2 protein-coding genes and 1 pseudogene are annotated in these 4,585 nt (G+C 70.1%); 1 reads left to right on the forward strand and 2 read right to left on the reverse strand.

The window, feature by feature from the left end:
• Positions 1–38 precede the first annotated feature (38 nt).
• Positions 39–1,343 (reverse strand): annotated as a pseudogene (locus ABZ281_RS39000) (streptophobe family protein); the annotation flags it as partial.
• Positions 1,344–1,584: 241 nt separating this feature from the next.
• Here ABZ281_RS39000 and ABZ281_RS39005 point away from each other — a divergent pair.
• A complete protein-coding gene (locus ABZ281_RS39005) occupies positions 1,585–4,128 on the forward strand; it encodes an FHA domain-containing protein (protein ID WP_356662740.1) in 2,544 nt (847 codons plus the stop codon).
• A 97-nt stretch (positions 4,129–4,225) separates the two neighbouring features.
• Here the strand turns inward: ABZ281_RS39005 and ABZ281_RS39010 are convergent.
• A partial coding sequence (locus tag ABZ281_RS39010; protein WP_356662741.1) for a transglycosylase SLT domain-containing protein occupies positions 4,226–4,585 on the reverse strand: 360 nt, incomplete at its 5' end.

Below are 4,585 nucleotides of genomic sequence, written 5' to 3' on the forward strand. Positions count from 1 at the left end.
GGCGCCCTCCCGGCGATCCACCCCAGCCAGCGCGACTACCACACCGCACCCAGCAGCAGGGCCATGCCGAGGTGGCCGTGCAGGTCGATGCCCGCGCCGAAGGCGTCGAAGCCGAGCACGGACAGGGACGCGGTCACGGAGACATCCGTCAGCCAGGCCAGCAGGGGCAGGGCGAGCGCGGTCGCGCCCCCCAGTCGCAGCGCGCCCCGGCCCGCGAAACGCAGGGCACCGGGCCCCTCTCCCGCCGCCCCGACCGGCGTCCGGACCCCCGCCAGCACGCCCGCCAGCAGCATCATCGAGGCCGCCGCCACCCCCAGCAGCCACACCCGCCCGTCCAGCTCGGCCAGCCGGCCCAGCGTCACCGGCCGGTCGGCCCCGGTGCCGAGCAGATCGTCCAGCGGATTCGGCAGGAAGCGGGTCAGTTCGCCCGTCGCCCGCCCGTCCCAGGGCACGAACAGGCCGAGCGGCACCCCCAGCCACACCCCGTTCGGCGCCCCGAGCAGCGCCGCGCCGGCGATGCGCCGGGGATGGTCGTCGCCGACCGCCGCGTAAGCCGCCGCCGCGCACCCCGCCGCCACCGCCACCAGCAGCACGGTCACCACCGCCGACACGGCCGGTCGTACGACCCGGTGCACGGCCTCCCAGCCCCGCGGCAGCGGCGTACGGCGCGAGGCCAGCAGCGCCACGACGAGGATCCCGGCCGACCAGCCGAACCCGCCGAGCAGCGTCGGGGCGGTGTCGACCGTGAAGCCGACCGCGGCCTGCGCGTCGACCAGGTCGCCGAGCCGGTCCGGCAGCAGCCCCCCGATGTCCCCGAGCCCCGGGACCTCGATGCCGCCGCCCCCGCCGGTCACGTCGTCCAGCCCCAGCGACCCCCCGTCGATCGTGATGACGTCGTGGCCCGCCCAGGCCAGCCCGCCCAGCATCGTCACGAACAGCACCACCACCGACCCCGCCCGCGCGAGCAGTTCGGCCGATGGGATCACAACTCCCGCCGCCCGCAAGGACCGCAGGAAGAACCAGGCCAGCAGTACCGCCCCGACCAGGCTGACCCCCAGTGGCGTGATCTCGATGGCCGTGTCCGCCTCCGCGCCCGTGAGGCCGAACGCCGACACATCACCGGACGGCGTGACCGAACCACCCGCCCCGAGAGCCACCACCGCCGCGGTCATCGGCCCCAACGAGCCCCCCGCGTCCGCCTCCAGCAGCCGCAGACCCAGCGCCGCCGTCCCCGCCATCCCGATCAACGCCCAGCTCACGGCGGCCACGGCGGACATCAGCACGTCCCCCCACGGCACGCGCGCGTCGTCCCTCGCCGTCTCGACCCCTGCGGCAGCACTCATGGCAGACCCCCCGATCCGCTGCGCGACGGGAACACCGCGCATGTCCCCCTCGCGTCGAAATACCACTCTCCGGCCCGGTTTCAACCCCGTCAATGGAATCGGTCGATGCGTCCGAACGCGGTCTTCACAAGGCCCGACTTTCGGTCAGAGGCCAGCTCCTGAAATAGTTCCCCCCGATGTTCGACATCCCTAGACTCCCCATGCCGGGGGTAAATCGGGGGACAACTCAGTGGGGCATGGAGTGCCGGAACTCGTACTGGAATCAAACGGACGCACCTGGACGCTCGATCCGTCCAGGGCATACAGCCTCGGACGTGATCCGCAGGGGGACGTCGTCTTCGACGACGCCAGGGTCTCCTGGCGTCACGCCACGGTCAGCTTCAACGGCCGCAGTTGGGTCATCGAGGACCATGGCAGCACCAACGGCACGTTCGTGCAGGGGCAGCGCATCCATCAGATGGAGCTCGGCCCCGGCTCGGCCGTCAACCTGGGCAACGCGACCGACGGCCCGCGCCTGAACCTGTCCGGCGCCGCGGCCTCCGTCGCCACGCCGCAGGCCCAGCCCCAGCAGCAGCCGTACGCCGCGCAGGGCGCGAACCCGGGCTGGGCGCCGCAGGCTCCGGCCCAGCAGCCGCCTCACCAGCAGGCGTCTCATCCGCAGGCGGCTCAGCAGGCCGGCTGGCAGCAGCCGCAGCAGGCCGCGGCGCACATCCCGCAGCAGCAGGGCCCCGGCGGTGTCGCGGGGGCGCCGCCGGTCTACGGCGACCGCAGCCCGACCACGTTCCACCAGTTCTCCCTCGGCCGCGTGATGCGCATCGGCCGTGCCCTGGAGAACGAACTGGTCGTCTCGGACCTGCAGGTCTCCCGGCACCACGCCGAGTTCCACGCCACGCCCGACGGCCGCATGGAGATCCGCGATCTCGGCTCCCACAACGGCACGTACGTCAACGGCCAGCCCATCGCCAAGGGCGGTACACAGCTGCTCGGCCCGACCGACGTCGTCGGCGTGGGCCACTCGACGTTCCGCATCGTCGGCGACCGGCTCGAGGAGTTCGTCGACACCGGTGAGGTGTCCTTCTCCGCCCGCCATCTGACCGTCACGGTCGACGGCGGCAAGCAGATCCTCAAGGACGTCTCCTTCGGCGTCCCGGAGAAGTCGCTGATCGCCGTCATCGGCCCGTCCGGCTCCGGCAAGTCGACCCTGCTCAAGGCGCTCACGGGCTACCGCCCCGCCAACCAGGGCGAGGTGCTGTACGACAACCGGAACCTCTACAAGCAGTTCGCCGAGCTGCGCCAGCGCATCGGTCTGGTCCCGCAGGACGACATCCTGCACAAGGAGCTGACCGTCAAGAAGGCCCTCAAGTACGCGGCCAAGCTGCGCTTTCCCGCCGACACCACCGGCGCCGAGCGCGAGGCCCGCATCGACGAGGTGCTGCGCGAGCTCAAGCTCGACATCCACAAGGACAAGAAGGTCACGTCCCTGTCCGGCGGCCAGCGCAAGCGCGTGTCGGTCGCCCTGGAGCTGCTCACCAAGCCGTCGCTGATCTTCCTGGACGAGCCGACCTCCGGCCTCGACCCGGGCATGGACCGCGACGTCATGCAGCTGCTGCGCGGCCTCGCCGACGACGGCCGTACGGTCCTCGTCGTCACCCACTCGGTGGCCGAGCTGGCGATCTGCGACAAGCTGCTGGTGATGGCGCCTGGCGGCTCGGTCGCCTACTTCGGCCCGCCCGAGGAGGCGCTGAACTTCTTCGGCTACGACACCTGGGCCGATGTCTTCTCCGCCTTCGAGAACTACCGCGACTACGACTGGGCGGGCCGCTGGAAGGGCTCGCAGCACTACCAGATGTACGCCGCGGACATCGACGCCGTTGCGCCGCAGTCCGTACAGGTCCCGCAGATGCAGGCGATGAAGCCGCCGAAGCCACAGGGCTGGATGTCCCAGTTCGTCACGCTTGTCCGGCGATATGTCTCGGTGATCGTCTCGGACAAGGGCTTCCTCGCCCTGATGGTGATCCTTCCGGCCGTCCTCGGCGCGGTCAGCCTGCTCATCGACGCCGACAAGGGCCTACTGCCCAACCCGGCCAACCCGCAGAGCGGCCGCATCATCCCGAACGGCACGGCCACCACGGTCCTGCTGATCCTCGCGGTCGGCGCCTGCTTCGCGGGCGCGGCGAACTCGGTCCGAGAGCTGATCAAGGAACGCGTCATCTACGAGCGGGAGCGGGCCACCGGCCTCTCGCGCTCGGCGTACCTGATGTCGAAGGTGTTCGTGCTCGGCATGATCACCGTGCTCCAGGGCCTGCTGGTCGGTGTCATCGGCTTCTCCAGTCGCGAGATCCCCGAGGAGGGCCTGGTCTTCGGCAGCGCCACGCTCGTCGAGCTGTCCGTGCCGATCATGGCTCTGGGCTTCACCTCGATGATGTTCGGCCTGATCATCTCCTCGCTGGTGAAGACCGCCGAGAAGACCATGCCGCTGCTGGTGATGTTCGCCATCATCCAGGTCGTCTTCACGGGCTGCCTGTTCACGTTGCACGGATCGATAGGCGTCAACCAGTTCTCGTTCCTGATGCCGTCGCGCTGGGCGGTCGCCGCCTCCGGCGCCACGCTGGACTTCAACAAGATCAGCCCGCCCGAGACGGCCGGCGACACCGACCCGCTGTGGGAGCACACGGTCGGGGCCTGGGCGATGGACATGGGCGCGCTCCTCGTCCTCGGCGTGATCTGCGGCTTCTTCGTGGCCCGCTTCCTGCGCCGCCACGAGCCCGAGGTCATGCGCAAGTAGTCACCGCGCCACGACACGACGCCCGAAGGGCGGCACCCCGTCAGGAGGGTGCCGCCCTTCGGCGTACCTACAGCTGTCCCAGAGGTCCGCGCCGACCTCAGTACGCGCTGTCGACGTTGTCCATGGAGCCGTACTTGTCGGCCGCGTAGTTGCAGGCGGCGGTGATGTTGGCTACCGGGTCGTAGATGTCCCAGGAGGTGCCGGGGACGTGCCAGTGCTTGAAGGTCGGCGGGATGACCTGGAGCAGGCCCTTCGACGGGATGCCGTTGATGGCGTTGATGTCCCAGTTGTTGATCGCCTTCGGGTTGCCCGAGGACTCCCGAATGATGTTGCGGTGGATGCCGTCGTAGGACGCGGGGATGTCGTGCTTCTTGAGGATGGCGAGCGACTCGCGAATCCAGCCGTCGAGGTTGTTCGGGTAGCTCTTGACGGCGGCCTTCTTGACCGCAGCGCGCTT

It is taken from the genome of Streptomyces sp. NPDC006265 (assembly GCF_040613555.1).
In the GTDB taxonomy this organism is placed as follows: Bacteria; Actinomycetota; Actinomycetes; order Streptomycetales; family Streptomycetaceae; genus Streptomyces.